Source organism: Paenibacillus sp. 1011MAR3C5 (assembly GCF_003591485.1).
Lineage (GTDB): Bacteria > Bacillota > Bacilli > Paenibacillales > Paenibacillaceae > Pristimantibacillus.
The window spans coordinates 42,972-69,790 of the sequence record NZ_QZCF01000014.1; the positions used below are offsets into that span (position 1 = coordinate 42,972).

35 protein-coding genes are annotated in these 26,819 nt (G+C 48.6%); all 35 read left to right on the forward strand.

Going from position 1 to position 26,819, the window contains the following annotated elements; translation table 11 throughout:
• The first annotated feature begins 88 nt into the window (after positions 1 to 88).
• The 35 genes from rpoC (at position 89) to map (ending at position 26,819) form a co-directional block, all read left to right on the forward strand.
• A complete protein-coding gene (rpoC, locus tag D3P07_RS25770) occupies positions 89 to 3,715 on the forward strand; it encodes a DNA-directed RNA polymerase subunit beta' (RefSeq protein WP_119803774.1) in 3,627 nt (1,208 codons plus the stop codon).
• A 249-nt stretch (positions 3,716 to 3,964) separates the two neighbouring features.
• Complete coding sequence (locus tag D3P07_RS25775; RefSeq protein WP_119803776.1) at positions 3,965 to 4,186, forward strand: hypothetical protein; 222 nt, start codon at positions 3,965 to 3,967, stop codon at positions 4,184 to 4,186.
• A 151-nt stretch (positions 4,187 to 4,337) separates the two neighbouring features.
• Positions 4,338 to 5,429 (forward strand): hypothetical protein, encoded by a 1,092-nt coding sequence (locus tag D3P07_RS25780; protein WP_119803778.1) that lies wholly within the window; start codon positions 4,338 to 4,340, stop codon positions 5,427 to 5,429.
• A gap of 65 nt (positions 5,430 to 5,494) precedes the next feature.
• Positions 5,495 to 5,722: a hypothetical protein gene (locus D3P07_RS25785; RefSeq protein WP_119803780.1), complete on the forward strand. Its 228-nt coding sequence runs from the start codon at positions 5,495 to 5,497 to the stop codon at positions 5,720 to 5,722.
• A gap of 452 nt (positions 5,723 to 6,174) precedes the next feature.
• The gene (rpsL, locus tag D3P07_RS25790; protein WP_119803782.1) at positions 6,175 to 6,594 is read left to right on the forward strand and encodes a 30S ribosomal protein S12; all 420 of its coding nucleotides are present in this window, start codon (positions 6,175 to 6,177) and stop codon (positions 6,592 to 6,594) included.
• Between the two features lie 69 nt (positions 6,595 to 6,663).
• Positions 6,664 to 7,134 carry a 30S ribosomal protein S7 gene (rpsG, locus tag D3P07_RS25795; protein ID WP_116050258.1) on the forward strand — a complete coding sequence of 157 codons (471 nt, stop codon included), beginning with the start codon at positions 6,664 to 6,666 and terminating at the stop codon, positions 7,132 to 7,134.
• A 29-nt stretch (positions 7,135 to 7,163) separates the two neighbouring features.
• Complete coding sequence (gene fusA / locus D3P07_RS25800; RefSeq protein WP_119803784.1) at positions 7,164 to 9,242, forward strand: elongation factor G; 2,079 nt, start codon at positions 7,164 to 7,166, stop codon at positions 9,240 to 9,242.
• Positions 9,243 to 9,361: 119 nt separating this feature from the next.
• On the forward strand, positions 9,362 to 10,552 hold the full coding sequence (gene tuf / locus D3P07_RS25805) for an elongation factor Tu (RefSeq protein WP_119803786.1): 1,191 nt from the start codon (positions 9,362 to 9,364) through the stop codon (positions 10,550 to 10,552).
• Positions 10,553 to 10,850: 298 nt separating this feature from the next.
• On the forward strand, positions 10,851 to 11,864 hold the full coding sequence (locus D3P07_RS25810; protein ID WP_119803788.1) for an ABC transporter substrate-binding protein: 1,014 nt from the start codon (positions 10,851 to 10,853) through the stop codon (positions 11,862 to 11,864).
• 94 nt (positions 11,865 to 11,958) lie between these two features.
• A complete protein-coding gene (locus D3P07_RS25815) occupies positions 11,959 to 12,870 on the forward strand; it encodes an ABC transporter permease (protein WP_182914516.1) in 912 nt (303 codons plus the stop codon).
• On the forward strand, positions 12,870 to 13,664 hold the full coding sequence (locus D3P07_RS25820) for an ABC transporter ATP-binding protein (protein WP_119803792.1): 795 nt from the start codon (positions 12,870 to 12,872) through the stop codon (positions 13,662 to 13,664). The genes D3P07_RS25815 and D3P07_RS25820 overlap by 1 nt, the downstream gene beginning before the upstream one ends.
• Positions 13,665 to 14,668: 1,004 nt before the next feature.
• On the forward strand, positions 14,669 to 14,977 hold the full coding sequence (gene rpsJ / locus D3P07_RS25825) for a 30S ribosomal protein S10 (RefSeq protein WP_005544556.1): 309 nt from the start codon (positions 14,669 to 14,671) through the stop codon (positions 14,975 to 14,977).
• A gap of 39 nt (positions 14,978 to 15,016) precedes the next feature.
• A complete protein-coding gene (gene rplC / locus D3P07_RS25830) occupies positions 15,017 to 15,640 on the forward strand; it encodes a 50S ribosomal protein L3 (protein ID WP_119803794.1) in 624 nt (207 codons plus the stop codon).
• 28 nt (positions 15,641 to 15,668) lie between these two features.
• Positions 15,669 to 16,292, forward strand: coding sequence for a 50S ribosomal protein L4 (gene rplD, locus D3P07_RS25835; protein ID WP_119803796.1), 624 nt, complete (start codon positions 15,669 to 15,671; stop codon positions 16,290 to 16,292).
• On the forward strand, positions 16,292 to 16,585 hold the full coding sequence (gene rplW, locus D3P07_RS25840) for a 50S ribosomal protein L23 (protein WP_087570311.1): 294 nt from the start codon (positions 16,292 to 16,294) through the stop codon (positions 16,583 to 16,585). The genes rplD and rplW overlap by 1 nt, the downstream gene beginning before the upstream one ends.
• A gap of 17 nt (positions 16,586 to 16,602) precedes the next feature.
• Positions 16,603 to 17,433, forward strand: a complete 831-nt coding sequence (gene rplB, locus D3P07_RS25845; protein ID WP_119803798.1) for a 50S ribosomal protein L2 — start codon at positions 16,603 to 16,605, stop codon at positions 17,431 to 17,433.
• A 67-nt stretch (positions 17,434 to 17,500) separates the two neighbouring features.
• Positions 17,501 to 17,782 (forward strand): 30S ribosomal protein S19, encoded by a 282-nt coding sequence (gene rpsS / locus D3P07_RS25850; RefSeq protein ID WP_068679361.1) that lies wholly within the window; start codon positions 17,501 to 17,503, stop codon positions 17,780 to 17,782.
• A gap of 43 nt (positions 17,783 to 17,825) precedes the next feature.
• A complete protein-coding gene (gene rplV / locus D3P07_RS25855) occupies positions 17,826 to 18,161 on the forward strand; it encodes a 50S ribosomal protein L22 (RefSeq protein ID WP_119803800.1) in 336 nt (111 codons plus the stop codon).
• Between the two features lie 13 nt (positions 18,162 to 18,174).
• On the forward strand, positions 18,175 to 18,837 hold the full coding sequence (gene rpsC / locus D3P07_RS25860; protein ID WP_119803802.1) for a 30S ribosomal protein S3: 663 nt from the start codon (positions 18,175 to 18,177) through the stop codon (positions 18,835 to 18,837).
• Between the two features lie 2 nt (positions 18,838 to 18,839).
• Positions 18,840 to 19,274 (forward strand): 50S ribosomal protein L16, encoded by a 435-nt coding sequence (gene rplP, locus D3P07_RS25865; RefSeq protein WP_068679355.1) that lies wholly within the window; start codon positions 18,840 to 18,842, stop codon positions 19,272 to 19,274.
• Positions 19,264 to 19,464: a 50S ribosomal protein L29 gene (gene rpmC / locus D3P07_RS25870; protein WP_119803804.1), complete on the forward strand. Its 201-nt coding sequence runs from the start codon at positions 19,264 to 19,266 to the stop codon at positions 19,462 to 19,464. Before rplP ends, rpmC begins: the two co-directional genes overlap by 11 nt.
• A 51-nt stretch (positions 19,465 to 19,515) precedes the next feature.
• On the forward strand, positions 19,516 to 19,779 hold the full coding sequence (rpsQ, locus tag D3P07_RS25875) for a 30S ribosomal protein S17 (RefSeq protein ID WP_119803806.1): 264 nt from the start codon (positions 19,516 to 19,518) through the stop codon (positions 19,777 to 19,779).
• A gap of 48 nt (positions 19,780 to 19,827) precedes the next feature.
• A complete protein-coding gene (gene rplN, locus D3P07_RS25880) occupies positions 19,828 to 20,196 on the forward strand; it encodes a 50S ribosomal protein L14 (RefSeq protein WP_087570318.1) in 369 nt (122 codons plus the stop codon).
• A 50-nt stretch (positions 20,197 to 20,246) separates the two neighbouring features.
• On the forward strand, positions 20,247 to 20,600 hold the full coding sequence (rplX, locus tag D3P07_RS25885) for a 50S ribosomal protein L24 (RefSeq protein ID WP_119803808.1): 354 nt from the start codon (positions 20,247 to 20,249) through the stop codon (positions 20,598 to 20,600).
• Between the two features lie 31 nt (positions 20,601 to 20,631).
• Positions 20,632 to 21,174, forward strand: coding sequence for a 50S ribosomal protein L5 (gene rplE, locus D3P07_RS25890; protein WP_116050235.1), 543 nt, complete (start codon positions 20,632 to 20,634; stop codon positions 21,172 to 21,174).
• 26 nt (positions 21,175 to 21,200) lie between these two features.
• On the forward strand, positions 21,201 to 21,386 hold the full coding sequence (locus D3P07_RS25895; protein WP_013312154.1) for a type Z 30S ribosomal protein S14: 186 nt from the start codon (positions 21,201 to 21,203) through the stop codon (positions 21,384 to 21,386).
• 32 nt (positions 21,387 to 21,418) lie between these two features.
• A complete protein-coding gene (gene rpsH, locus D3P07_RS25900) occupies positions 21,419 to 21,817 on the forward strand; it encodes a 30S ribosomal protein S8 (RefSeq protein ID WP_119803810.1) in 399 nt (132 codons plus the stop codon).
• 31 nt (positions 21,818 to 21,848) lie between these two features.
• Complete coding sequence (gene rplF, locus D3P07_RS25905; RefSeq protein ID WP_119803812.1) at positions 21,849 to 22,391, forward strand: 50S ribosomal protein L6; 543 nt, start codon at positions 21,849 to 21,851, stop codon at positions 22,389 to 22,391.
• Between the two features lie 60 nt (positions 22,392 to 22,451).
• Positions 22,452 to 22,820, forward strand: a complete 369-nt coding sequence (gene rplR, locus D3P07_RS25910; protein WP_119803814.1) for a 50S ribosomal protein L18 — start codon at positions 22,452 to 22,454, stop codon at positions 22,818 to 22,820.
• Between the two features lie 24 nt (positions 22,821 to 22,844).
• Positions 22,845 to 23,342 (forward strand): 30S ribosomal protein S5, encoded by a 498-nt coding sequence (gene rpsE, locus D3P07_RS25915; protein ID WP_119803816.1) that lies wholly within the window; start codon positions 22,845 to 22,847, stop codon positions 23,340 to 23,342.
• A gap of 13 nt (positions 23,343 to 23,355) precedes the next feature.
• Positions 23,356 to 23,535: a 50S ribosomal protein L30 gene (rpmD, locus tag D3P07_RS25920; RefSeq protein WP_119803818.1), complete on the forward strand. Its 180-nt coding sequence runs from the start codon at positions 23,356 to 23,358 to the stop codon at positions 23,533 to 23,535.
• Between the two features lie 46 nt (positions 23,536 to 23,581).
• A complete protein-coding gene (gene rplO / locus D3P07_RS25925) occupies positions 23,582 to 24,022 on the forward strand; it encodes a 50S ribosomal protein L15 (RefSeq protein ID WP_119803820.1) in 441 nt (146 codons plus the stop codon).
• Positions 24,023 to 25,324 carry a preprotein translocase subunit SecY gene (gene secY / locus D3P07_RS25930; protein ID WP_119803822.1) on the forward strand — a complete coding sequence of 434 codons (1,302 nt, stop codon included), beginning with the start codon at positions 24,023 to 24,025 and terminating at the stop codon, positions 25,322 to 25,324.
• A gap of 80 nt (positions 25,325 to 25,404) precedes the next feature.
• Entirely contained in the window at positions 25,405 to 26,055 is a 651-nt protein-coding gene (locus tag D3P07_RS25935) for an adenylate kinase (RefSeq protein ID WP_119803824.1), read from the forward strand.
• Positions 26,055 to 26,819, forward strand: coding sequence for a type I methionyl aminopeptidase (gene map, locus D3P07_RS25940; protein ID WP_119803826.1), 765 nt, complete (start codon positions 26,055 to 26,057; stop codon positions 26,817 to 26,819). The genes D3P07_RS25935 and map overlap by 1 nt, the downstream gene beginning before the upstream one ends.

The window sequence follows — 26,819 nt, forward strand, 5'->3', positions numbered from 1 at the left end:
CTTCAATCGGGAGCCGCTTCGGCGGCCCCGCGATTGAAGTTCAGCTTCTGATAAGACACAGTCATACATGACGAAGGAGGGTTGCTCCTTGTTGGACGTGAACAACTTCGAGTATATGAAAATTGGTCTGGCTTCGCCGGATAAAATTCGCTCGTGGTCCCGCGGAGAAGTCAAGAAGCCGGAAACCATTAACTACAGAACGCTTAAGCCCGAGAAGGAAGGTCTCTTCTGTGAGAAGATTTTCGGACCGACCAAGGATTGGGAATGTCATTGCGGTAAGTACAAACGCGTACGCTACAAAGGCGTAGTCTGCGATCGCTGCGGAGTAGAAGTAACCCGCGCGAAAGTACGCCGTGAACGTATGGGCCACATCGAGCTTGCAGCTCCTGTATCCCACATCTGGTACTTCAAAGGCATTCCAAGCCGCATGGGTCTTGCACTGGATATGTCCCCTCGCTCCCTTGAGGAGATCATCTATTTCGCATCTTATGTCGTGACGGATCCAGGCGATACGCCGCTTGAGAAAAAACAGCTCCTGTCCGAGAAGGAATACCGCAGCTACCGTGAGAAGTACGGCTACGGCTTCCAAGCTGGCATGGGTGCTGAAGCTGTCAAGAAGCTGCTTCAAGACATCGACGTTGAGCGCGAGCTTGAGACGCTGAAGGAAGAGCTTCGCACGGCACAAGGCCAACGCCGTAACCGCGCGATTAAGCGCCTTGAAGTTATTGAAGCATTCCGTAATTCCGGCAATCAGCCGGAGTGGATGATTCTTGATGTGCTGCCGGTAATCCCGCCGGAGCTTCGCCCGATGGTACAGCTGGACGGCGGCCGCTTCGCGACCTCCGACCTGAATGATCTGTACCGCCGCGTAATTAACCGGAACAATCGTCTGAAACGCCTGCTTGATCTGGGCGCTCCGGACATTATCGTACAGAACGAGAAACGTATGCTTCAGGAAGCGGTTGACGCCCTGATCGACAACGGCCGTCGCGGCCGTCCGGTAACAGGACCAGGCAATCGTCCACTGAAATCCCTCAGTCATATGCTGAAGGGTAAGCAAGGCCGTTTCCGTCAGAACTTGCTCGGTAAACGTGTCGACTACTCTGGTCGTTCCGTTATCGTTGTAGGTCCTAACCTGAAAATGTTCCAATGCGGCCTTCCGAAGGAAATGGCGCTGGAGCTGTTCAAGCCTTTCGTGATGAAGGAGCTTGTGAACAAAGGTCTTGCTCACAACATCAAGAGCGCAAAACGTAAAGTCGAGCGCGTAAGTCCTGAAGTATGGGACGTTCTTGAAGAAGTCATCAAGGAGCATCCGGTTCTCTTGAACCGTGCACCGACGCTTCACAGACTTGGTATTCAAGCATTCGAACCGATTCTGGTCGAAGGCCGCGCCATCAAGCTGCATCCGCTCGTATGTACGGCTTATAACGCCGACTTCGACGGTGACCAGATGGCCGTTCACGTTCCGCTGTCTGCGGAAGCGCAAGCCGAAGCTCGCCTTCTCATGCTGGCATCCGGCAACATCCTGAACCCGAAAGACGGCAAGCCTGTTGTTACGCCTTCCCAGGATATGGTTCTGGGCAGCTACTATCTGACGATGGATAACATCGAAGCTAAAGGCACAGGTTCCGTATTCGCAACGGTGAATGAAGCGATCTCCGCATACCAACGCGGAATCGTATCCCTGCACGCGCGTATCTTCATTCCGGTGAAGGTCCTGAAGAAAACCAACTTCACAGAGCAACAGCAAGCTTCCTTGCTCGTTACGACTGTAGGTAAAGTCATCTTCAACGAAATCTTCCCAGAAGATTTCCCTTACATCAACGAAGCGACGAAGGTTAACTTGCTGCAAGGCACTCCTGATAAGTACTTTGTGTACGAAAAGGGCGCCGATTTGCAGAAGTTCATCGACGACTTGGCTACGCCGGGCGCGGTAGGCAAAGACTACCTTGGCCAAATTATTGCGGAATGCTTCCGTCAATACCATACAACGCTGACTGCGGTTATCCTTGACCGTATCAAGCAGCTTGGTTTCACGTATTCCACTAAAGCGGGTATTACGATCGGTGTTGCCGACGTTATTATTCCGAAGGAAAAAGTGGAAATCATGAAAGCATCCGACGAGAAGGTTGCTACCGTTATGAATCAGTACCGCCGCGGTCTGATCACGAACGAAGAGCGTTATGACCGTATCATCGGTATCTGGAGTAAATGTAAGGACGAAATTACGGAAGTTCTCATGAAATCGATGGATCGTTACAACAACATCATGCTCATGGTGGATTCCAAAGCACGGGGTAACAAATCCCAGATTACACAGCTTGGCGGTATGCGCGGTCTGATGGCGAATCCATCCGGTCGTATCATCGAGTTGCCAATCAAATCGAACTTCCGTGAAGGCCTGACGGTCCTCGAGTACTTTATCTCGACGCACGGTGCGCGTAAAGGTCTTGCCGATACAGCGCTTCGTACTGCTGACTCCGGTTACCTGACTCGCCGTCTGGTAGACGTGGCGCAGGACGTAATCGTCCGCGAAGACGATTGCGGCACGGACAAAGGCTTCACAGTCAGCAAGATCCAGGATGGCAAAGAGGTTATCGAGGATCTGTATGACCGTATCGAAGGCCGCTATGCATTCGAGACGATCCGTCATCCGCAGACGGGCGAAGTGATCGTCAACCGCAGCGAGCTGATCGATTCGAACAAAGCCGATGCGATCATCGATGCTGGCGTAGAGCGTCTGCAAATTCGCTCTGTACTCAGCTGTCGTGCGCGTCATGGCGTATGTAAGATCTGTTACGGACGCAACCTGGCGACTGGCAAGCACGTTGAGATCGGCGAAGCGGTAGGCATTATCGCGGCGCAATCGATCGGCGAGCCGGGTACACAGCTGACGATGCGTACGTTCCATACAGGCGGCGTTGCCGGCGACGATATCACGCAAGGTCTTCCGCGTATTCAGGAGCTCTTCGAGGCTCGTAATCCGAAAGGCCAAGCGATCATCTCCGAGCTTGACGGCGTCATCAAAGAAATTCGCGAAGCAAAAGACCGTCGCGAGATCGAGGTTCAAGGCGAAGCCGAGTCCAAGGTCTATGCGGTCACTTACGGCTCGCGTATCCGCGTAGCGGAAGGCCAGCACATCGAAGCAGGCGACGAGCTGACAGACGGTTCGATCGATCCGAAGGATATGCTTCGCATCAAAGGCATTCGCGGCGTACAGAACTACATCCTGCAAGAGGTACAGCGCGTATACCGTAACCAAGGCGTTGAGATCAATGATAAGCACGTCGAGGTTATGATCAAGCAAATGCTGCGCAAAATCCGCATCGTCGATGCCGGCGATACGACTCTGCTGCCAGGCGCATTCGTAGACATTCATGAATACGAATCCGCTAACCGCGAAGCGATCTTTGCAGGCAAAGAGCCGGCGGTTGCGAAGCCAGTATTGCTCGGTATTACGAAAGCGTCCCTCGAGACGGATTCCTTCTTGTCTGCAGCTTCCTTCCAGGAGACAACTCGTGTCCTGACGGACGCAGCGATCAAAGGCAAGGTCGACCAGCTTCTTGGTCTGAAGGAGAATGTTATCATCGGCAAGCTGATCCCGGCTGGTACGGGTATGCAGCGCTACCGCAACATTCGCTTCGCAGGCCTGGAAGAAGAAGCAGTCGAAGGTGCCGAGAAAAGTGAAGCTGCTGAGCCATTGGCAGTAGAATAAGCGTTTATCGCCTTATCAGGCGATTCGATAGAGCGACACATGGGTTCTCGCACGTTGTGCAGACGACCCATGTGTCGCTTTTCTTTGTTTTCGGTGTAAACATGGCAGAGGGGTATGGAATATGCTAATAGTGATCCATCATTTTCAAATGATGGGAATGAAGAAGCAACTTTGAAGCTGGGCTAAGCGTTCTATTGGATGAGAGCGCTTTGACAGCTTCTTTTAACAAAGCAAAGGGAGCTGAATGATGTGAAGACCATCTCATTAAAGCTGCTTGTTCTAATTATGTTAATTGTGCTGGCGGTCATTTCTATATGGCTGGAGCGCAAAGCCGATGATGGAGCTGCCAGCGGGGCAATAGGCGATCAGGTAATTGTAGTTACCGACATGGAAGAGCTGAGCGAGTTGTGGCTATCATCTGATGGGACAGTCAGTCCCCTAAGTGAAATTCAGTTGGAAGGCTTCGACTGAACGGAGAATAACGAGTGCGTGGAGTTATCGGCGAAAGAAGTGAGAGGTTCGTTAATAACTAATTGACGGCTAGTGACGATGGTTTCGTATTCATAAGAATGGTGTAAGGATATAAAGTGAATTTTGAAAAGGGAACAGAGGAGCGATGAATTTGAGATATAAACAATTCTATATCATACTATTTTCTATAGCTGCATTTCTCCTGTTAGTCTCATTGTTATGGGAACGGAAGGGAATTGAAGAGGTCATAGCCGAGCATGAGTTGGATATGACCCTATATTCAAACTATGATAATCTGTATGCGCTTGCAGCGGATGAGGAGCAAAAGAGTGAGCTGAACTTTTTGAAAGCCAATGATGTGATGGGGTCCGGCGTTTGGTTGCGTGAAGGGCTAATCATTGTTGGTGAGCTCCCGCAAGATCAGAGGAGGCTTACTTTGCAAGCTGTCAGAGATAAGCTGGAAACCTATACAGATGACGAGACGCTAATGAAGCAACTTAATTTAATTGCGGGAGCACCAGATTGGCTGGGTGCTGGGGATGTTGGCCGGGTTATATATCATCTGAACGATGAGGGAACGGATTCGATTCATTTCTCCTATGGCGTTATTTCATATGTTCATCAGGATAGCAATGGCGCAGAACAGATAGAGCTTCTGAACAAGCCGGATTCATATGAGAACAAGACAAATGTGGTTAATCTGACTATGCCTGACTATGACATTACGACTAATTTGGCTGAGATGGCGAAGAAAGCTGAGCTCATCGTTGAGGGACAGTATAAGAACAAATTTGGAACGACGCATAGATCAGGCAACTTTTATTCGGATGAATATACGTTTGTCGTGGATAGAGTCCTATTTGGCGACTTGGATCAAAGTGAAATTTCTATATCCATTCCAAGCTATCAAGTATATTCACTGCGGCAAGATGATCGGCTCTATGAAGCGAAAGCGTCCGGTCCTTATTTTGAACAGATTAAAGCAGGGAAGACCTATATTCTGTTCTTGAGGACACAAGACGGTTATGACGAATACATTCAAGCATGTCTGCCCTTTCAAATCTCTTTTGACGATCAAGATATGGCTACGCTAGACTTTTTGCGAACGATCAGCGAGGATGTAAAGATTACGCCGAACGGCGACAAGCTTATTGTTAAACGGGAAGCGCTGGGTATTGAACATTTAGATCGAATTAGCGGAATGAGTCGTGAACAAATTATAGAGCAGTTGAAGACACGTTGAGCGATGCCTTTTGGTATGTAGGATAGAGGTGTGTTCGACCTTATTTCAAGGAGGCATGATTCAGAATGAACGAACGACATATCCATGAGTCATTGGAGAATCGTCGCCATGTAGAGAAGAATGAAGGATATCAAGACCCCCAACTTACATCGATCCAGCAGGCTGAAGGCGGAGGGCCGATCAAAAAAGTGAATTTAACCGATATGCCATTACCGCTGCGGATATTTGGCTATACCGTAAAAACAATACTGATTTTAATGGTGGTGGGGACCATTATCGTTAGTTTGAAGTGAGTAGGCAACCTGACATAACCCGTAACCAGCGATAGGGAGCAATATAGGACAACCACATACAAGCTGAACAATCTATTGGACATGATTAGGAAGCGTCTGGAGATTAGATTTCGAAAGTGTGGAAGCATATACACGAAATTCCTGAGTCTATTCGCTCTTGGCGTATCAGATCAGAGGATAGGCATAGTAGGTGTGGCCTATAAAGTCTACCTGGATGGCAGCGCAATGATATAACGTTCAGTTAAATTTGTGTAAAGATTCCTATTCGACAATAAACACCCGATTTCACGCTTGACATGCATATGTGCGAAGTGATACTATATCGGAGTGTGCCTGACGACTAGGCTTAAGGAATACTAATGTTCAATTATGAACCGCCTGGCTCTGTGGGCTTAAAATTGGGTGAAATGTCTACCATCATAAAGACATGAATAAGGGGAGGGGGTGGCAACATGCCAACAATTAACCAGCTCGTTCGTAAAGGACGTCAAGCGAAAGTCGTTAAATCGAAATCGCCAGCCTTGCAAAAAGGTTTTAACGCACTGAAACGTGAAGCAACTGACATCAACGCGCCTCAAAAACGCGGTGTGTGCACTCGTGTAGGTACTATGACTCCAAAGAAACCGAACTCCGCGCTTCGTAAGTATGCGCGTGTGCGTCTGACTAACCGTGTTGAGGTTACAGCGTACATTCCAGGTATCGGTCATAACCTTCAAGAGCACAGCGTGGTTCTGATCCGCGGCGGTCGTGTAAAAGACCTTCCGGGTGTTCGTTACCATATCGTGCGCGGCGCATTGGATACAGCAGGTGTTAACAACCGTAACCAATCCCGTTCGAAATACGGTACTAAGCGTCCTAAAGCTAAGAAATAAGAAGTATAACACTACCTTGTTAATAACAAGCTAGAACAAGTTACTATTAGAAGAAAGGGGGACTTTCTCATGCCACGCAAAGGTCCTGTAACGAAACGTGATGTGCTTCCGGATCCGGTTTACAATAGCAAACTGGTTACCCGCCTAATCAACCGTATTATGATCGACGGTAAGAGAGGCACTGCACAAACACTGTTATACGATGCATTCAAACTGATCCAAGAACGCTCGGGAAAAGATCCGATGGAAGTGTTCGAAGCAGCTTTGAAAAATATTATGCCGGTTCTTGAGGTTAAAGCTCGTCGTGTAGGCGGTTCTAACTACCAAGTACCTATCGAAGTTAAGCCTGAGCGCCGTACGGCTCTTGGTCTTCGTTGGCTCGTGAACTACTCGCGTAACCGCGGCGAGAAAACGATGACAGAACGTTTGGCTGCTGAAATTCTGGATGCTTCCAACAACACTGGCGCATCCGTTAAAAAGCGTGAAGACACGCACAAAATGGCAGAAGCAAACAAAGCGTTTGCTCACTACCGCTGGTAGGATAACCATTAACGAGAGGAGACATATTCATGGCAAGAGAGTTCTCCTTGGAAAATACGCGTAATATCGGGATTATGGCGCATATTGACGCTGGTAAAACCACAACTACTGAACGGATCTTGTTCTTCACAGGCCGTACCCACAAAATCGGTGAGGTGCACGAAGGTGCAGCTACGATGGACTGGATGGAGCAAGAACAAGAGCGCGGCATTACGATTACGTCTGCCGCGACAACCGCTCAATGGAAGGGTAACCGCATTAATATCATCGATACCCCAGGTCACGTTGACTTCACAGTAGAAGTTGAACGTTCCCTACGCGTATTGGACGGGGCCGTTGGTGTTTTCAGTGCGAAAGAAGGCGTTGAGCCACAGTCTGAGACTGTATGGCGTCAAGCTGACCGTTACGGCGTTCCTCGGATCGCTTATGTTAACAAGATGGACATCATCGGCGCAGACTACCTGAATGTCGTTAAAGACATGCGCGAGCGTCTGCAAGCAAATGCTGTTGCTATTCAGTTGCCAATCGGCGCTGAGTCCGACTTCGTTGGCGTAATCGATATCATCGAGCGCGTAGCATACACGTACAAAGACGATCTTGGCAAAGATCCGATCGAATCCGAGATCCCAGCTGAGTACAAAGAGCAAGTCGAAGAGCTTCGTCTTGAACTGGTAGAGAAAGTTGCTGAACTGGATGAGGATCTGATGATGAAGTATCTGGAAGGCGAAGAAATTACGATTCCAGAACTGAAAGCAGTACTTCGCAAAGGTGTTTGCGAAGTTAAGATCTTCCCGGTTGTTGCAGGCTCCTCGTACCGTAACAAAGGTGTTCAATTGGTATTGAATGCAGTTGTTGACTACCTGCCTGCACCGGTTGACGTACCAGCGATCAAAGGTACGCTCGAAGACGGTGAAGAAGCAGTTCGTCCTTCATCTGATTCCGAGCCGTTCTCGGCTCTGGCATTCAAAATCATGACGGACCCTTACGTTGGTCGTCTGACGTTCTTCCGTGTATACTCGGGTATCCTGAAATCCGGTTCGTACGTTCTTAATGCAACAAAGAACAAGCGTGAGCGGATTGGCCGGATCCTGCAGATGCATGCGAACAGCCGTCAAGAGATCTCCGAAGTACACTCGGGCGATATTGCAGCTGCAGTAGGCCTGAAGGATACGACTACAGGTGATACACTGTGTGACGAGAAGTCCCCAATCGTTCTTGAATCGATGAACTTCCCTGAGCCAGTTATCCAAATCGCAATCGAGCCTAAGACGAAAGCAGACCAAGACAAACTTGGCGTTGCAATCTCCAAGCTCGCCGAGGAAGATCCTACATTCCGTGCTTATACAGACGAAGAAACGAACCAAACGATCATCGCAGGTATGGGTGAGCTTCACCTTGAGATCCTCGTTGACCGTATGCTTCGCGAATTCAAAGTAGAGACGAATGTTGGTAAACCTCAGGTTGCATACCGTGAAACCTTCCGTCAAGCGGCTAAAGTTGAAGGTAAGTTCGTTCGTCAGTCCGGTGGTAAAGGTCAGTTCGGTCATTGTTGGGTTGAATTCGAACCTCAAGAGGCTGGAACAGGCTTTATCTTCGAAAGCAAAGTCGTGGGTGGATCGATTCCTCGTGAATACATCGCTCCGATCCAGGCTGGTATCGAAGAGTCGATGAAGAACGGCGTTATCGCTGGCTTCCCGCTCGTTGATATCAAAGCGACTGTTGTCGATGGTTCCTACCATGACGTCGATTCCTCGGAGATGGCGTTTAAGATCGCAGGCTCCCTGGCGCTTAAAGCTGCGAAAGAAAAATGTAAGCCTGTCCTTCTTGAGCCAATTATGAAGGTTGAAGTTACCGTTCCTGAAGAGTACATGGGCGACGTAATGGGCATGCTGAACTCCCGTCGTGGTCGCATCGAAGGTATGGATTCGCGCGGAGGCGCGCAAATTATCCGTGCTAAGGTGCCTCTCTCCGAGATGTTCGGTTACTCCACTACACTTCGTTCCGGTACACAAGGACGCGGCGTATTCTCGATGGAACTCTCCCACTACGAAGAAGTTCCTAAGTCGATCGCCGAAGAGATCATCACCAAGCATAAAGGCGGAGAGTAATTTACTCGATGTCCTACTGCAACAAATGTTTGTAATCGGCCGTCATCAGGTATGCTTGCACTCTCGGTGCCGGCCCACACATAAAAAATATCAAGTTATATTGAGGAGGACTCAGTTCAATGGCTAAGGCAAAATTTGAACGTAACAAACCGCATGTTAACATCGGTACAATCGGTCACGTTGACCATGGTAAAACAACACTGACTGCTGCGATCACAACTGTACTTTCCAAAAGATACGGCGGTGCGGCAATCGCATTCGACCAAATCGACAAAGCTCCAGAAGAGCGCGAGCGCGGTATTACAATTTCTACATCTCACGTTGAGTATGAGACTCCTAACCGTCACTACGCTCACGTTGACTGCCCAGGTCACGCCGACTATGTTAAAAACATGATCACTGGCGCGGCTCAAATGGACGGAGCAATCCTGGTTGTATCCGCATCTGACGGCCCAATGCCGCAAACGCGCGAGCACATCCTGCTCTCCCGCCAAGTAGGCGTTCCTTACATCGTTGTATTCCTGAACAAATGCGACATGGTTGAAGACGAAGAGCTTCTTGAACTGGTTGAGATGGAAGTTCGCGACCTTCTTTCCGAGTACGAGTTCCCAGGCGACGACACTCCAATCATCCGTGGCGCTGCTCGTGAAGCGCTGTCTGATCCAGACGGTGCTTGGGCTGACAAAATCGTTGAGCTGTTCGAGCAAGTTGACACGTACATCCCAACTCCAGAGCGCGACACGGCTAAGCCTTTCCTTATGCCTGTCGAGGACGTATTCACAATCACAGGCCGTGGTACAGTTGCTACAGGTCGCGTAGAGCGTGGCGTTATCAAAGTTGGCGACGAGATCGAAATCATCGGTCTTCAAGAAGAAACTCGCAAATCCGTTGTTACGGGCGTTGAGATGTTCCGTAAATTGCTTGACTCCGCTCAAGCAGGCGACAACGTTGGCGCATTGCTTCGCGGTGTAGACCGTAAAGACATTGAGCGTGGTCAAGTATTGGCTAAGCCAGGTTCGGTTAAGCCACACACGAACTTCACTGCTCAAATCTACGTTCTGACTAAAGAAGAGGGTGGCCGTCATAAGCCTTTCTTCACTGGCTACCGTCCACAATTCTATTTCCGTACAACTGACGTAACAGGTATCATCAACCTGCCTGAAGGTACTGAAATGGTTATGCCTGGCGACAACATCACAGTTACTGTAGAACTGATCGCTCCAATCGCGGTTGAAGAAGGAACTCGCTTCTCCATCCGTGAAGGCGGCCGTACTGTAGGCGCTGGCGCTGTAGCTACAATCCAAAAATAATGTGATGCAGCATTAGCTGCATCACATAGAACGGCCCCGAGCTTAGCTCGGGGCTGTTTTTTGTTGTTCTCTCATTTATCAATTGCTATTTCCTTAATATTAGGATTGACGTGACTATCATGCACCTTTAATATATGTATATAAATTGATGAAGTCGTCCGAATACTGCGACTTTATTCACCAGTTATATCCATACACTTTATTGGATTAATGCAACATTGCAACAATGTATTAATGCGGCAATCGTTTTTAATGGCAATGAAGGTAAATGGATGATAATGAGAGGGGTCATTGAAGTATGAAGAAAAAATTCTGGCTTGGATTGGCACTGGCGTCACTTATGGCTGTAACTGCTGCGTGTGGCAGTAATAGCGGAGGCAAATCAACGGAGGGCGGTAATTCGGAAGGCAAGGAATATACGGTAGCAATCTCGCAGATTGTTGAACATCCATCGCTTGACGCAACACGCGAAGGTTTTCTGAAAGCGCTTGAGGATGCTGGCTTGAACGTGAAAGTAGATTACAACAATGCTCAGGCAGATCAAAATAACATTAAATCTATTTCACAAAAAATCGCAACAAGCAAAGCTGACCTGGCCCTAGGTATCGCAACGGATACGAGCATTGGCTTAATTGAGGAAGTAAAGGATATTCCGGTATTGTTCGCGGCTGTAACAGACCCGCTCGATTCCAAGCTCGTGCCGCAATTGAAAGCTCCAGGCGGCAATGTGACGGGTGCTTCTGATACAAATCCGGATGCGATCGTTCAATTGATGGATTTTATCGCGAAGGAATTGCCGAATGTGAAGAAAGTTGGCGTTGTTATTAATGAAGGTGAATCCAACGCTGTCGTTATGAGCAATATCGCACAGGAAGCGCTTGCGAAGCATAACATTGAATTGGTGAAAGCAGCTGTCGTGAATAGCTCTGATGTACAACAAGCGGCGCAATCTTTGGTCGGCCGTGTTGATGCGGTATATGTTACGCTGGATAACACAGTAGTTGAAGGCGTTGAATCGATTATCGACGTTGTGAACAAAAATAAAATCCCATTCTTCTCCGCAGATCGTGATACGGTCGAAAAGGGTGCTTTTGCAACAGTTGGCTTCAAATATTTTGACCACGGATATGAAGTAGGCCAGATGGCTGTTGAAATCCTGAAAGATGGCAAGAAGCCAGGCGAGATGGATGTCAGATCGCCGGAGAAGCTGGATTTCATTCTTAATCTGAGCGCAGCAGCTGAGCAAGGCATTACTGTAACGGATGAAATGAAAGCATATGTTAAAGATCCAGAGAACAACATTATCGAGTAAACTGGACTAATGATGTGATAACAAACAGATGGGGTGATCGGGCTTCTGGTTCACCCCATTGCTATTTTCGACACCTGAAAGGAGGGTGCCTTACATGCTTGTATCGTTGGTAGGAGCAGTTGAGCTTGGCCTGTTGTATGCGCTTATGGCATTAGGCGTGTACATTACATTTCGAATCTTGGACTTCCCGGACTTGACGGTAGACGGGAGCTTCACAACCGGGGCTGCAATCGGAACCGTCATGACTATCGCGGGTACTCCGCCTTGGCTTGCTGTCATCTTTGCATTTTTTGGAGGAGCGGCGGCTGGCACATTGACAGGGCTGCTGCATACAAAAGGAAAAGTAAACGGTTTGTTGTCTGGTATTATTATGATGATCGCCCTATATTCCATCAATTTGCGCATATTGGGCAAACCTAACGTCCCGCTGAGAGGCGAAGCCAATGTATTTGACGGTGCTTCAGTGCTTGTCATAGGTCTGATTCTCGCTGTTGTAGCGAAGGTAGGGTTAGATATGTTCTTCAAGACGAATATGGGGCTTAGTTTGCGCGCCACAGGAGACAATAGCCGCATGATTCGCAGCTTTGGCGCGAATACGGACATTACGATTATTATGGGCGTAGCATTATCCAACGCTTTGGTAGCTTGCTCGGGCGCATTAATCGCACATTCGCAGAATGCGGCTAACAACTCGATGGGTATTGGTATGATCGTAATCGGCTTGGCATCCGTCATCATCGGTGAAGCGATTTTTGGAGCAAAGACAATCTTCCGGGCTACTTTGGCTGTTGTACTAGGCGCGATCATTTACCGTATCATATATGCGCTTGCATTGCGCGTGGAATGGCTGGATGCGCAAGACATGAAGCTGATCACAGCTGTCATTATTGTCTGCGCCCTGGTTGTACCGACGGTCCGCCGAGCGGTTAAGTCGAAGTCTACCGCTAAGAAGCGTACGGAAGAAGTATTAGCGTCTATGGGGCAATCGGGCGGAGGTGGACGCTAATGCTGAGAATTGATGGCGTATCCAAGTTATTTAATCCTGGAACCGTTGATGAAAAGATTGCATTGTTGAATGCGAATCTTCAGATGAAGCCTGGAGATTTTGTAACGGTTATCGGAAGTAATGGAGCTGGCAAGTCGACGCTTATGAATATTATTTCAGGCGTAATGAAGCCTGATGCAGGCAATATTTTAATCGAAGATACGGATGTCAGTCAGCTGTCCGAATTTCATCGAAGCAGATGGATCGGCCGTGTGTTTCAAGATCCGATGGCTGGAACTGCGCCGCGTATGACAATCGAGGAGAATCTGGCTATTGCGTACAAGCGCGGCAAGCCGCGAGGTTTGTCCTTGGGTGTTACGAGCAAGAATCGCAAAGTATTCCGTGAAGAGCTCAGCCGGCTTGGCATTGGCTTGGAAAACCGTATAACGGCTAAAGTGGGATTGCTCTCCGGCGGCGAGCGGCAAGCGTTAAGCTTGCTGATGGCTACCTTTACGAGACCTCAGATCTTATTGTTGGATGAGCATACGGCAGCGCTTGATCCGGCTCGTGCAGAGCTGGTCACGAGGTTGACGGAGAATATCGTGCGTGAGTTGAATCTGACAACGCTCATGGTTACACACAATATGGAGCAGGCAATTCGACTGGGCAACCGTCTGATCATGATGGACAAAGGCAAAATTATCCTTCAGGTAGATGAGGAACAGAAGAAAGGCCTCACCGTGGAACGCTTGCTTGGTGAGTTCGAACGCATCAGCGGCAAGAAGATGGCTGATGATCGTGTTGTGCTTGGTTAGTAGCTTTTGTGGGAATAACGAGGCTGTGTGATTATTGGTTACGAGCCTGCGTGAATGGTTAATTGATCCAGTAGAAAAAGCAGCGACATGATGTCGCTGCTTTTTCTGTTGCACTATTTATATAGAAGAAACTCGTTAAGGGGCAATGTAAGAGTGAATGATTAATTGGATAAATACGTTGATAGTGGACTTTTATGAGGTATTTAAGGCGAGTATGCATTTAACTAGGTTGATGGATGTGGTAAAGAGCAGCTGCTAAAGGTAAATCTGTCTTAAACCAATCCAGATATCTGAGGGCAACCGAACCACATGAAGATATGAGTAGAGTCAGCGCAAATGTTTAAGTCGCTTGGAACGGCTTGAACGTATGCAGGTGAGTGAAATGCGTTTTAAGTCGGTCATATCGACTTAAAAGAATAAATGCGTGCAGAATACAGCTGTAAGTCGGTTATACCGACCTAAACGTATGCAGATGAGCGAAATGCATTTTTTAAGTCGGTCATATCGACCTAAAAGGACAAATGCGTGCAGAATACAGCTGTAAGTCGATCATACCGACCTAAATAGAATATATGCGTTAAGCACGAGGCTCTAAGTCGTATAAATCAACCGCTAACATAAGTCACGTGCTCACTACTGGGAGGCGATACAACTGAGTGCCTTTATAATGTAACTAAGCTAACGATGAAGCTACTCTACTCCTTTTACAAATAAGTACCCATCTACTCTAATAATCTACCCGCCTTATCTCTCACGGTCAGAATTTTCGCTTTCCCAAAAGCCCACAACGACGCGGTTTCCCGCATGAACAACAATTATTCAGAAAGACGGAAGTTTTAGTTGCAAATGCCCGCCCAATCCGATATAATATTGACTGTTGGTCTGACGTTGCGTTGATGTGAGAGGTTGCCGACACACCCGGCTCCTTTGCCATGGAGCTTGTGGCGGGTTTTCTCACGGAGTATGTCCGATTAAAAAATTGGGCGAAAGAAGGAGGGACTTATATGGCAAAGCAAAAGATTCGTATCCGCTTGAAAGCATACGATCACAGAATTCTTGACCAATCCGCTGAGAAAATCGTGGAAACTGCAAAACGTTCCGGTGCAGGCGTATCCGGGCCGATTCCGTTGCCAACGGAAAAGCAAATCATCACTATTCTCCGTGCGGTGCACAAGTACAAGGATTCCCGTGAGCAATTCGAAATGCGCACACACAAGCGCTTGATCGATATTGTGAATCCTACGCCGCAAACGGTTGATGCGTTGATGCGTCTGGATCTGCCATCCGGTGTAGATATCGAAATCAAACTTTAAGCCGTATATACGATCATAGAGAGGAAATGAGGTGTCAACATGAAAGGTATCTTAGGGAAAAAACTTGGAATGACTCAAGTATTTACTCCTGAAGGCAACGTAATTCCAGTAACGGTAATCGAAGCTGGTCCTAACGTTGTTCTCCAGAAGAAAAACGTAGAAACCGACGGCTACGAAGCTGTTCAACTTGGTTTCTCCGATAAGAAAGAGAAGAGAGCGATCAAGCCAGAGATCGGCCACGCTAAGAAAGCGGGCGCGACTCCTAAGCGCTACGTTCGTGAAATTCGCGGGATTAACCTTGGTGAGTATGAAGTTGGCCAGGAAGTGAAAGCTGACTTGTTCGCAGAGGGCGAATTTGTTGACGTAACAGGTATTTCGAAAGGTAAAGGCTTTGCCGGCGTTATCAAACGTTGGGGACAAAGCACTGGACCAATGTCTCACGGCTCCCGCTATCACCGCGGACCAGGCTCCATGGGTTCGATTCAAGCGAACCGCGTACCGAAAGGCAAACGCCTTCCAGGTCACATGGGTAACGAGACAATCACGATTCAAAAACTCGAAGTTATCCGTGTAGACGCAGAACGCAACGTGATTCTGGTCAAGGGTTCCATACCGGGTCCTAAAAACGGCTTCGTTAAAGTAAAACAAACAGTTAAGAACTAATCGCTCTTGAGGAAAGGAGGAACACGAAATGCCTAAAGTAACAGTATTTAACGTGAGCGGTTCGCAAGTAGGCGAACTTGAACTGGCAGATAGCGTATTCGGTATCGAGCCTAACACTCATGTTATGCATAGCGCTGTCGTTCTGCAGCAGGCTGCAGAGCGTCAAGGAACGCACAAAACGAAAGGTCGCTCCGAAGTACGCGGCGGCGGTCGTAAGCCTTGGAAACAAAAAGGCACAGGCCGCGCACGTCAAGGTAGCATTCGCTCCCCGCAATGGGTTGGCGGCGGTACTGTATTCGGTCCAACGCCACGCACGTACGGATTCAAATTGCCTAAGAAGGTTCGTCGTCTGGCTATCAAATCCGCATTGTCTTCCAAAGTGATCGCTGAGAGCATCATCGTACTGGATCAATTGACATTCGCGGCTCCAAAGACGAAAGAATTCGCAGGCATCCTTAGCAACCTGAAAGTTGACCGCAAGGCACTGGTTGTTACGGCTAACTACGAGGATAATGTAGCATTGTCCGCTCGCAACATCCCTGGCGTGAAGTTCGTCGCAGCTGACGGCATCAATGTTCGCGATGTGCTTGTATACGACAAGCTGATTATCACTAAAGAAGCAGTAGAGAAAGTACAGGAGGTGCTTGCGTAATGAAAAATCCTCGCGATATTATCAAGCGCCCGGTTATTACGGAACGTACGAGCGATTACATGGCTGCCAAACGTTATGTGTTTGAAGTTGACCTTCGCGCGAACAAAACCGAAATCAAACAAGCTATTGAACAAATCTTTAACGTAAAAGTAACCGGCGTGAACACGATGCGTGTTGCAGGTAAACCAAAACGTTATGGCAGACATAGCGGATACAGACCTGACTGGAAAAAAGCAATCGTTCAATTGAGCGATGACAGCAAAGAACTTGAGTTCTTTGAAACGTCTGTTTAGAAAAGGAGGGAATACAAGTGCCAATCAAAAAGTACAAACCGACATCTCCTGCGCGTCGTAACATGTCCGTCTCCACTTTCGAAGAGATCACGACAAGTACGCCGGAGAAATCGTTGCTGGCTCCGCTTTTCAAAAAAGCAGGCCGTAACAACCAAGGTAAAATTACGGTTCGCCACCATGGCGGCGGACATAAACGTAAATATCGTATCATTGATTTCAAACGTACGAAGGATGGCGTTGTGGGTAACGTTGCGACGATCGAATACGATCCGAACCGTACATCCAACATCGCACTGATTCATTACGTTGACGGCGCGAAAGCTTACATCATCGCACCGAAAGGCCTTAAAGTAGGCGATCAAATCGTCTCTGGACCGGAAGCGGATATCAAAATCGGCAACGCTTTGCCGCTGAAGAACATCCCTGTTGGTACAGTTATCCACAACATTGAGTTGAAACCGGGCAAAGGCGGCCAGTTGGTTCGCGCAGCGGGTACTGAAGCTCAATTGCTGGGTAAAGAAACGGATTATGTATCGATTCGCCTGAGCTCTGGCGAAGTTCGCCGTATTCTGAGCACTTGCCGCGCAACAATCGGCTCCGTAGGCAACGAAGATCACGAACTCGTGAAAATCGGTAAAGCCGGCCGTTCCCGTTGGCTTGGCAAACGTCCTGAAGTACGCGGCGTCGTAATGAACCCGAACGATCACCCACACGGTGGTGGTGAAGGCCGTGCTCCAATCGGACGCAAATCGCCATTGTCCCCATGGGGCAAACCGACTCTGGGCTACAAAACTCGTAAGAAAAAGAAAGCATCGAGCCAATACATTATTCGTCGCCGTACGAAGTAATAGTTGCTTGATACCATCCGCGTGAGAGAGATCTCACGCCAGCGCTTATGCGAAGGGAGGATTCTACATGGGTCGCAGTTTGAAGAAAGGTCCGTTCATCGACGGCTATCTGCTAAAGAAAGTCGAGGATCTGAACGAGACGAACAAAAAGGTCGTTATTAAGACTTGGTCCCGTCGCTCGACCATTTTCCCGCAATTCATCGGTCACACTTTTGCTGTCTATGATGGTCGCAAACACGTGCCGGTATATGTGACAGAGGACATGGTTGGACACAAGCTTGGCGAATTCGCGCCAACTCGTACGTACAAAGGCCATGCCAGTGATGACAAAAAAACGGGCAGACGTTAATTTGCCCTTTATCATTTTTTTATGAACGAGAGGAGGTTCCCACATGCAAGAAGCTAAAGCGCACGTTAAGTTCGTTCGTATCGCTCCTCGCAAAGCGCAGCTCGTAGCGGACTTGATTCGCGGCAAGCAAGTAGGCGAAGCGATTGCGATTTTGCGTCATACGCCGAAATCGGCTTCCCCGATTATCGAGAAGCTGCTCAACTCCGCAATTGCGAACGCTGAGCATAACTACCAGCTAGACGTAAACAAATTGGTCGTATCGCAAGTATTTGCGAACCAAGGACCAACAATGAAACGTTTCCGTCCTCGTGCAATGGGACGTGCTAGCCGGATTAATAAAAGAACCAGCCACATCACCTTGGTGGTATCTGAAAAATAAGGAGGGATAACGTGTGGGTCAAAAGGTAAATCCAGTCGGCCTTCGTGTCGGGATTATCCGTGATTGGGAATCCAAATGGTACGCTGGCAAAGACTTTGGCGATCTTCTTCTAGAAGACGTTAAAATTCGTGAGTACTTGAAGAACAAGCTGAAAGACGCTGCAGTTTCCCACATCGAAATCGAACGCGCGGCTAACCGCGTGAACGTGACGATCCAAACGGCTAAGCCGGGTATGGTTATCGGCAAGGGCGGTTCCGAGGTTGAAAACCTGCGTACGGAGCTTGGCAAAATTACTAAAGGCAAAAAAGTTCACATCAATATCTCTGAAATCAAACAAGCGGATATGGACGCTATCTTGGTAGCTGAAAGCATCGCTCAACAATTAGAGCGTCGGGTATCTTTCCGTCGCGCACTGAAACAAGCGATCCAACGCTCCATGAGAGCTGGCGCTAAAGGGATTAAAACAGCGGTTAGCGGACGCCTTGGCGGCGCTGAAATCGCACGTTCGGAAGGCTACAGCGAAGGAACGGTTCCGCTTCATACGCTGCGCGCAGACATTGACTACGGCACAGCAGAAGCTCATACAACTTACGGCCGCATCGGCGTAAAAGTATGGATCTATCGCGGTGAAGTCCTTCCTACGAAGAAGAAAGCTCCCCTGGAAGGAGGCAACTAATCATGTTGGTACCTAAACGCGTAAAACACCGTAAGCAACAACGCGGTAACATGAAAGGCCGCGCTAAAGGCGGCACTACAGTAGCATTTGGTGAATACGGCCTTCAAGCGCTTGAGCCATCTTGGATTACGAACCGTCAGATCGAAGCGGCTCGTATCGCGATGACACGTTACATCAAGCGTGGCGGTAAAGTATGGATTAAAATTTTCCCTGACAAGCCGATCACTCAAAAGCCTCTCGAGGTTCGTATGGGTAGCGGTAAAGGTAACGTTGAGAAATGGGTAGCCGTTGTTAAACCGGGCAAAATCATGTTCGAGCTTGCTGGCGTACCTGAAGAAGTAGCTCGTGAAGCAATGCGCCTTGCGGCTCACAAACTGCCTGTAAAAACGAAGTTCGTGAAACGCGAAGAAGTGGGTGGTGAAGCAAATGAAGGCTAGTGAATTTCGCAACCTGACCTCTGTTGAGATTGAACAACAGATCGCTGGTTTCAAAGAAGAGCTGTTCAACCTTCGTTTCCAATTGGCTACTGGCCAACTGGACAACCCGACTCGGATTCGTGACGTGCGTAAGGAAATAGCTCGTGCTAAAACCGTTTTGCGTGAAAGAGAACTCGGAATCAGCAGCTAATAGATCCTTACCAAGACAAGTACGATCACGGATGAAGGAAGGAGGAAGAACATGAGCGAACGCAATGCCCGCAAAGTTCAAATCGGCAAAGTCGTAAGCGACAAAATGGATAAAACAATCGTGGTGGCTGTAGAAACCTACAAAAAACATGATTTGTACCATAAACGCATCAAGTACACGAAAAAGTACAAAGCGCATGACGAAAACAACCAAGCGAAAATTGGCGATACCGTGAAAATCATGGAGACTCGTCCACTATCGAAAGACAAGCGCTTCAGACTGGTAGAAGTCGTTGAAGTAGCTATCGTTCTCTAAAGCGCGCAAGCAGTAGCCTAGCATTTTTTCCGGAAGGAGGACGTCAAAATGATTCAACCATTTACACGTTTGAGAGTTGCCGACAACTCTGGCGCTAAAGAATTGATGTGTATCCGCGTTTTGGGTGGTACTGGCCGTCGCGTAGGGCACATCGGTGACCTGATCGTTTGCTCCGTCAAACAAGCAACACCAGGCGGCGTTGTCAAAAAGGGTGACGTAGTAAAAGCGGTTATCGTTCGTACGAAACGTTCCGTTCGTCGTAAAGACGGTTCCTACATCGCATTCGACGAGAATGCTGCAGTAATCGTTAAAGAAGATAAGAGCCCGCGCGGCACGCGTATCTTTGGACCAGTTGCTCGTGAGCTTCGCGATAAGGATTTCATGAAAATCGTATCGCTTGCACCAGAAGTAATTTAAGGATTGACCAGATAAAACCTGAAAGCTTAAGCGAGCAGGAGGTGTAATAAATGCCAAGGCTGAAAAAAGTATTGGAATCCCACAACAACAAGCTGCACGTGAAGAAAGATGATACGGTTATCGTCATTACCGGTAAGGACAAAGGTAAGAAGGGCCGCGTCATCGCAGCTTATCCGCGTGAGAACCGCGTACTTGTTGAAGGTGTGAACATGGTGAAGAAGCATTCGCGTCCTTCCCAAGCGAACCCGCAAGGCGGAATCATCGAGCAAGAAGCTCCGATTCATGTATCGAATGTGATGCACGTTGATCCGAAGAACGGTGGAGTAACTCGCATCGGATACAAAGTGCAGGACAACGGTAAAAAAGTACGGATTGCTAAAAAATCCGGAGCAGTGATCGACTAATCGTTAATGTAGGAAAGGAGGTCCATGATCAATGACAGCAAGATTGAAAGGTCGCTTTCTTAATGAAATCACTCCTGCTTTGATGCAGAAGTTCAACTATACTTCGGTTATGCAAGTGCCGAAAATTGAGAAAGTCGTAATCAACATGGGTGTTGGCGAAGCGGTTTCCAACTCCAAAATTCTTGATGTTGCAGTTGAAGAATTGCGCATCATCTCCGGTCAAAAGCCGGTTGTCACTCGTGCGAAGAAGTCTATTGCAGGCTTCAAGCTTCGTGAGGACATGCCAATCGGGGTTAAGGTTACGCTGCGCGGCGAGCGCATGTATCACTTCCTTGATAAACTGTTCAATATCTCGCTTCCACGCGTACGTGACTTCCGCGGTGTATCGACCAAAGCATTCGACGGTCGCGGGAACTACACGCTGGGCCTTAAAGAACAGCTGATCTTCCCAGAGATCGAGTACGATAAAGTTGACAAAGTACGTGGTATGGATATCGTCATCGTAACGACGGCGAAATCGGACGAAGAATCTCGCGAGCTGCTGACCCAAATGGGCATGCCGTTTGCGAAGTAATCCACTTTTAGGAGGTGTAATACCCAGTGGCAAAAACTTCGATGAAAGTGAAGCAACAACGCACACCGAAATTCAAAGTGCGCGCTTATACGCGCTGTGAGCGTTGCGGCCGTCCGCACTCTGTTTTGCAAAAGTTTAAAATTTGCCGGATTTGTTTCCGCGAATTAGCATACAAGGGCCAGATTCCTGGCGTTAAAAAAGCAAGCTGGTAATCAAGCCTAGTTCGGGAAGGAGGTTCACATAAATGGTTATGTCTGATCCGATTGCAGATATGCTGACACGTATTCGTAACGCGAATGTCGTTCGTCACGAAACTGTGGAAATGCCTGCTTCGAAAGTGAAGAAGCAAATCGCAGAAATTTTGAAGCGCGAGGGCTTTATCCGCGATGCAGAATATATCGAGGACAACAAACAAGGGATTATCCGTATTTTCTTGAAATACGGCCCTAACCAAGAGCGCGTTATCACTGGTTTGAAGCGTATCTCGAAACCAGGCCTGCGTGTTTACACGCAAGCAACTGAGATTCCTCGCGTGCTTGGCGGACTTGGAATTGCGATTATTTCCACGTCCAAAGGCGTAATGACAGACAAAGAAGCTCGTCAGGTTAAATCCGGCGGCGAAGTTGTCTGCTACGTTTGGTAAGAAATAAGTCAGAAAGACAGGAGGTGTAACAATGTCCCGTATTGGTCGTAAACCAATTGCAGTCCCTGCTGGTGTAAGCATCAACTTGGACAACACAGTGATTACTGTAAAAGGACCTAAAGGCACGCTTTCCCGTGAAATTCATAAGGAAATGAAAGTGAATGTAACGGAGAACGAGATCGTGGTTGAACGTCCTTCCGACAATAAAATGCATCGTTCCCTGCACGGAACGACTCGCAGCATTATCGCAAACATGGTGACAGGCGTTACAGACGGCTTCTCAAGAAACTTGGAGCTCGTTGGTGTAGGTTACCGTGCAAGCAAATCCGGCGACAAAATCGTGCTGAACGTTGGTTACTCTCACCCGGTTGAGATTGCTCCCGAGAGCAACATCGAGTTTGAGGTTCCAGCTAACACGAAAATTACCGTTCGCGGTATCGACAAAGAGCGCGTAGGCGCTGTTGCCGCTCAAATCCGTTCCGTACGCGAGCCTGAGCCGTATAAAGGCAAAGGTATCAAATACGAAGGCGAGCGCATCATCCGCAAAGAAGGTAAAGCTGGTAAGAAGAAGTAAGGAACGTGAGACGTTCCTTAAGATAGCTTCCTAAGGCAAAAGGAAAGGAGTGAACCAAGCATGATTACGAAAGGCGACAAAAACAAGGCTCGTCTGAAAAGACACCTTCGTGTTCGTAAGAAAATCAACGGCACAGCAGCACGTCCGCGTCTGTCTGTATTCCGTTCCTCCAAGCACATTTACGCTCAATTGATCGACGACGTAGCAGGCGTAACACTGGCATCCGCATCCACTAAGGATAAAGAACTGGTTAGCGCAATCGGTAACGGCGGCAACGTTGAATCCGCTGCGAAAGTTGGCGAATTGATCGCACAACGCGCTCAAGCAAAAGGCGTAACTGAGGTCGTGTTCGACCGTGGCGGTTATCTGTATCATGGCAGAATTCAGGCACTGGCTACAGCAGCTCGTGAAGCAGGCCTGAGTTTCTAATATCTAATAAGGAGGTAAAATGACTTGCGTGTAGATCCTAATACGTTAGAACTGACTGAAAAAGTCGTTCACATCAACCGCGTAGCAAAAGTTGTTAAAGGCGGACGCCGCTTCAGCTTCAGCGCGCTTGTAGTAGTTGGCGACGGCAAAGGCTACGTTGGCGCAGGGATCGGTAAAGCGGGCGAAGTACCTGATGCGATTCGCAAAGGTATTGAAGACGCTAAGAAAAACCTGATCCACGTACCACTCGTAAATACAACAATTCCACATCTTGTAATCGGACATTTCGGCGCAGGAGAAGTTCTTCTGAAGCCGGCTTCCGAAGGTACTGGTGTTATCGCAGGCGGCCCTGTTCGTGCAGTTCTTGAACTTGCAGGCGTAGGCGACATTTTAACGAAATCTCTTGGTTCTTCGAACTCCCTGAACATGGTTAACGCGACACTTGAAGGTCTCTCCCGTCTGAAACGTGCGGAAGACGTTGCCAAGTTGCGTGGAAAAACAGTCGAAGAGCTGTTAGGTTAAGGAGGGACATACGATGGCAAAATTGCAAATCACCCTCGTTCGCAGTTTGATTGGCCGCAACGAGAAACAACGTGCAACGGTTGAATCGCTCGGCCTTCGCAAAATTCGTCAATCGGTCGTTCTTAACGACAGCCCGGCTATTCGCGGCATGGTTAACCATGTCAGCCACTTGGTTAAAGTTGAAGAGGTTTAAAGAATAGATCGGACATTTACGAAATCTACAAGGAGGTGCACGAACGATGAAATTGCACGACTTAGCACCAGCACCGGGCTCGACTCAAGCGCCAAAGCGCAAAGGTCGCGGTATCGGTACCGGTAACGGCAAGACGGCCGGCAGAGGTCACAAAGGTCAAAACGCTCGCTCCGGCGGCGGCGTTCGCCCAGGTTTTGAGGGCGGACAGAACCCATTGTACCGCCGCGTTCCGAAACGTGGCTTCAACAACCCTTTCCGTACCGAATATGCGATTGTCAACATTGAAGAGCTGAACAGCTTTGCAGCAGGTACTGAAGTTACACCAGAAGTTCTTCTTGAACAAGGAATTGTCAAAAATCCTTTGGCAGGAATCAAGATCTTGGGTAATGGTGAATTGAAAGTAGCTCTTACTGTTAAGGCGAAAAAGTTCTCTCAATCTGCGGTAGAGAAAATCCAGGCTGCCGGCGGTAAAACCGAGGTGATCTAATTGTTCACAACCGTGTCCAACATATGGAAAGTGGCGGATCTGCGTACACGGATCCTATTCACGCTTTTCATCCTATTCATTTATCGGATCGGATCCTTTATTCCGGTACCGGGTGTTAACAAAGATGTATTCAAGAACATGGATTCGGCAGGTGCTGATTTGTTCGGCCTGCTGAACACGTTCTCCGGCGGAGCGCTCTTCCAGTTCTCCATCTTCGCACTTTCTATTACGCCATATATCACAGCTTCCATCATTGTGCAGCTGTTGTCGATGGATGTAATTCCTAAGTTTGCAGAGTGGGCAAAAGAAGGCGAAAACGGTAAAAAGAAACTAGCTCAAATTACGCGTTACGGAACAATCATTCTCGGTTTGGTGCAAGGCTTCGCTACGGCGATCGGCTTTAACCGCCAGTTCGGATTTGAGATGATTCCTGGCGCTACCTTCGTAGATTACTTGGTCATCGCCATCATCCTAACGGCAGGCGTAGCCTTCCTGATGTGGCTTGGCGAGCAAATTACGGAGAGAGGTATCGGTAACGGTATCTCGATTCTGATCTTCGCAGCGATCGTAGCCGGTATTCCTGGCCACATTCGCACGATTTATGAGGCCGAGTTCGTTGGTGCTCAAGATCAGCTCTTCTTGAACATTGCGAAGATGCTACTGATTGTAATTGTGATTATCGCAATTATCGTTGGTGTTATCTTCATCCAGCAAGGTATCCGGAAGATTCCGGTTCAATACGCGAAGCGTGTTGTCGGACGCAAAATGTACGGCGGACAATCGACTCACATTCCGATGAAGGTCAATGGCGCAGGGGTTATCCCGGTCATCTTCGCGGTTTCGTTGCTCATGTTCCCGACAACAATTGCGAACTTCTGGTCCGATAAGCTTTGGGCGCAATGGATTATCAACAATATGCAGTATGACCAAGCGCTTGGCATGGTCCTCTATGTATTGCTGATTATCGGTTTCACTTTCTTCTACACATTCGTGCAAATTAATCCGGTACAGATGGCTGATCAGATGAAGAAGAATGGCGGATACATTCCGGGCATTCGTCCAGGCAAGCCGACATCGTCCTACCTGACTCGCGTTTTGTCGCGGATCACGTTGACAGGTGCAATCTTCCTGGCGCTTATCTCCGTTTTCCCAGTGTTCTTCGGAGCATTGGCTGGATTACCGCGCTCGGTGCAGCTTGGCGGTACTTCGCTCCTCATCGTTGTCGGCGTTGCGCTTGATACGATGAAGCAGATCGAGGGCCAGTTGATCAAACGCCATTACAAAGGGTTTATCAATAAATAACATTAGGTTCGAAGGCGGGCTGCAGCGCATTCACGCGTAGCCCGAACGAGCCTATTGTGTTTAAAGCGAGGAACACGGTAATGAACATTTTATTCATGGGCCCTCCAGGAGCCGGCAAAGGTACGCAAGCTGAACGTATCGTAGAAGAGTTCGGTATCCCGCACATTTCGACTGGCGATGCGTTCCGCCTTGCGATGAAGCAAGAGACGCCGCTTGGTTTGAAAGCAAAGGAATATGTAGATCAAGGTCTGCTTGTTCCAGATGAAATTACAAACGGCATTGTGAAAGAGCGTCTGGCTCTGGATGATTGCCAAAAAGGGTTTTTGCTCGACGGATTCCCTCGTACGCTGCAGCAAGCCGAAGCGCTTGATGTAATGCTGAGCGAGCTGGGCCGCAGCATTGACCATGTCGTAAACTTGAAAGTTGATCGCGGATTGCTGCTTGCTCGTTTGACGGGTAGACGCATCTGCAAATCTTGCGGAACGACCTACCATGTATTATTCAATCCTCCGAAAGTCGAAGGCGTCTGCGATAAGGACGGTGGAGAGCTGTATCAGCGTTCTGATGATACAGAGGAGAAAGTGGGCACGCGCCTGGACGAATACACGTCCAAGACGGCTCCGCTTCTTGACTACTACAGCGGTAAGGGTCTCCTGCGCGAAGTCGACGGCGAGAAAGATATTGATGTCGTTACATCCGATATCGTTTCCTGCTTGAAAGGTACGTTGTAATGATAATATGCAAATCCGAATCGGAGCTGCGATTAATGAGGGAAGCCGGACGCATCGTTGCGGAGACGCATCGTCTAATGGCACAGGCGGTTAAGCCGGGCATCACTACGGGTGAGCTCGACGCGATTGCCGAGAAGTACATTAGAAGCCAAGGCGCTACTCCTTCATTTAAAGGTTACAATGGATTTCCTTCCAGCATATGCGCTTCTGTCAATGACGAGCTGGTACATGGCTTCCCTGGATCACGCAAGTTGAACGAGGGCGATATTATAAGTATCGACATCGGCGCGCAGTATGAGGGCTATCATGGTGATTCCGCTTGGACCTACGCGGTCGGCAGCGTAACGCCTGAAGTTCAAAGGCTGCTAGACGTAACGGAAGAGTCGCTGTATGCGGGTCTTGCGCTCGTGAAGCCGGATGTTAGACTCTATACGGTATCGCACGCCATCCAAAAGGTTATCGAAGCGGCAGGTTTCTCGGTCGTTCGGGAATACGTAGGGCACGGAATCGGCGCGGATCTGCATGAAGAACCGCAAATACCGAACTACGGCATACCGGATAGAGGGCCGCGTCTGAAGCCGGGTATGGCGCTTGCAATCGAGCCGATGGTCAATATCGGTGAACGATATGTCCGGACGCTTGAGGACAATTGGACAGTGGTAACGCAAGACGCTTCCTGGTGCGCTCACTTCGAGCACACGGTTGTCGTCACGGAGGACGGCTTTGAGATTTTGACCAAATTGCCAGAGCAGCCAGAGGCTTAG

Bases quoted from the DNA above. Each gene is read 5' to 3' on its own strand.
- D3P07_RS25785 (WP_119803780.1), top strand. From the start codon at position 5,495: ATGAACGAACGACATATCCATGAGTCATTGGAGAATCGTCGCCATGTA.
- rpsL (WP_119803782.1), top strand. From the start codon at position 6,175: ATGCCAACAATTAACCAGCTCGTTCGTAAAGGACGTCAAGCGAAAGTC.
- rpsG (WP_116050258.1), top strand. From the start codon at position 6,664: ATGCCACGCAAAGGTCCTGTAACGAAACGTGATGTGCTTCCGGATCCG.
- fusA (WP_119803784.1), top strand. From the start codon at position 7,164: ATGGCAAGAGAGTTCTCCTTGGAAAATACGCGTAATATCGGGATTATG.
- tuf (WP_119803786.1), top strand. From the start codon at position 9,362: ATGGCTAAGGCAAAATTTGAACGTAACAAACCGCATGTTAACATCGGT.
- D3P07_RS25810 (WP_119803788.1), top strand. From the start codon at position 10,851: ATGAAGAAAAAATTCTGGCTTGGATTGGCACTGGCGTCACTTATGGCT.
- D3P07_RS25815 (WP_182914516.1), top strand. From the start codon at position 11,959: ATGCTTGTATCGTTGGTAGGAGCAGTTGAGCTTGGCCTGTTGTATGCG.
- D3P07_RS25820 (WP_119803792.1), top strand. From the start codon at position 12,870: ATGCTGAGAATTGATGGCGTATCCAAGTTATTTAATCCTGGAACCGTT.
- rpsJ (WP_005544556.1), top strand. From the start codon at position 14,669: ATGGCAAAGCAAAAGATTCGTATCCGCTTGAAAGCATACGATCACAGA.
- rplC (WP_119803794.1), top strand. From the start codon at position 15,017: ATGAAAGGTATCTTAGGGAAAAAACTTGGAATGACTCAAGTATTTACT.
- rplD (WP_119803796.1), top strand. From the start codon at position 15,669: ATGCCTAAAGTAACAGTATTTAACGTGAGCGGTTCGCAAGTAGGCGAA.
- rplW (WP_087570311.1), top strand. From the start codon at position 16,292: ATGAAAAATCCTCGCGATATTATCAAGCGCCCGGTTATTACGGAACGT.
- rpsS (WP_068679361.1), top strand. From the start codon at position 17,501: ATGGGTCGCAGTTTGAAGAAAGGTCCGTTCATCGACGGCTATCTGCTA.
- rplV (WP_119803800.1), top strand. From the start codon at position 17,826: ATGCAAGAAGCTAAAGCGCACGTTAAGTTCGTTCGTATCGCTCCTCGC.
- rplP (WP_068679355.1), top strand. From the start codon at position 18,840: ATGTTGGTACCTAAACGCGTAAAACACCGTAAGCAACAACGCGGTAAC.
- rpmC (WP_119803804.1), top strand. From the start codon at position 19,264: ATGAAGGCTAGTGAATTTCGCAACCTGACCTCTGTTGAGATTGAACAA.
- rpsQ (WP_119803806.1), top strand. From the start codon at position 19,516: ATGAGCGAACGCAATGCCCGCAAAGTTCAAATCGGCAAAGTCGTAAGC.
- rplN (WP_087570318.1), top strand. From the start codon at position 19,828: ATGATTCAACCATTTACACGTTTGAGAGTTGCCGACAACTCTGGCGCT.
- rplX (WP_119803808.1), top strand. From the start codon at position 20,247: ATGCCAAGGCTGAAAAAAGTATTGGAATCCCACAACAACAAGCTGCAC.
- rplE (WP_116050235.1), top strand. From the start codon at position 20,632: ATGACAGCAAGATTGAAAGGTCGCTTTCTTAATGAAATCACTCCTGCT.
- rpsH (WP_119803810.1), top strand. From the start codon at position 21,419: ATGGTTATGTCTGATCCGATTGCAGATATGCTGACACGTATTCGTAAC.
- rplF (WP_119803812.1), top strand. From the start codon at position 21,849: ATGTCCCGTATTGGTCGTAAACCAATTGCAGTCCCTGCTGGTGTAAGC.
- rplR (WP_119803814.1), top strand. From the start codon at position 22,452: ATGATTACGAAAGGCGACAAAAACAAGGCTCGTCTGAAAAGACACCTT.
- rpmD (WP_119803818.1), top strand. From the start codon at position 23,356: ATGGCAAAATTGCAAATCACCCTCGTTCGCAGTTTGATTGGCCGCAAC.
- rplO (WP_119803820.1), top strand. From the start codon at position 23,582: ATGAAATTGCACGACTTAGCACCAGCACCGGGCTCGACTCAAGCGCCA.
- D3P07_RS25935 (WP_119803824.1), top strand. From the start codon at position 25,405: ATGAACATTTTATTCATGGGCCCTCCAGGAGCCGGCAAAGGTACGCAA.
- map (WP_119803826.1), top strand. From the start codon at position 26,055: ATGATAATATGCAAATCCGAATCGGAGCTGCGATTAATGAGGGAAGCC.